This is a genomic window from Paenarthrobacter nitroguajacolicus, from assembly GCF_007786235.1.
GTDB lineage: Bacteria > Actinomycetota > Actinomycetes > Actinomycetales > Micrococcaceae > Arthrobacter > Arthrobacter nitroguajacolicus_A.
In genome coordinates this window covers 1-811 of the sequence record NZ_VNFK01000054.1, presented here as the reverse complement: position 1 = coordinate 811, position 811 = coordinate 1, and the positions used below count along the sequence as shown (strand labels likewise).

At 62.4% G+C, this 811-nt stretch carries 1 protein-coding gene; it reads left to right on the top strand.

The annotated features are described in order from the left end of the window. The coding region (locus tag FQP90_RS22955; RefSeq protein ID WP_144653419.1) for an ABC transporter substrate-binding protein at positions 1 to 811 on the top strand (811 nt) is incomplete at both ends.

The following is an 811-nucleotide window of genomic DNA, read 5'->3' as shown; positions in this document are numbered from 1 at the left end:
ACCAGCAAGGGCCTGATCGCCAAGGAACTCGGCGACACCAAACTCAGCACCCAGGTCTTCAACGCCGGCCCCGCCGCGATCGAAGCCCTGAACGCCGGCGCCATCGATGCCACGTACATCGGCCCGAACCCGGCCATCAACTCCTACGTCAAGAGCAAGGGCGAGTCCATCAGCATCATCGCCGGCGCAGCATCGGGCGGTGCGCAGTTGGTGGTCAAGCCGGAGATCACCTCCGCGGCCGACCTCAAGGGCAAGATCCTCAGCTCCCCGCAGCTTGGCGGTACCCAGGATGTGGCCCTCCGGGCCTGGTTGGGCGATCAGGGCTTCAAGACCAACACCGATGGCAGCGGCGACGTCAACATCAACCCGACAGAAAACGCCCAGTCGCTGAAGCTCTTCCAGGACGGAAAGCTCGACGGCGCGTGGTTGCCTGAGCCGTGGGCCTCCCGCCTGGTTCTCGAAGCCGGGGCGAAGGTCCTGGTTGATGAGAAGGATCTGTGGGAGAACGGTGACTTCACCACCACCATCCTGATCGTGAACAAGAAGTTCGCCGCCGAACACCCGGAAACCGTGAAGGCTCTCCTGAAGGGCCACGTTGAATCCGTGAACTGGCTCAACTCCGCTTCCGCTTCCGAGAAGGCGACCACCATCAACGCGGTCCTCAAGGACACGGCAGGCAAGCCGCTTCCGGCCAACGTGATCGAACGCGCTCTGCAGAACATCAAGTTCACCACCGACCCGTTGGCAGGAACGTACAACAAACTGCTGGAAGACGGCGTCAAAGCCGGAACCACCCAGAAGGCCGACATCA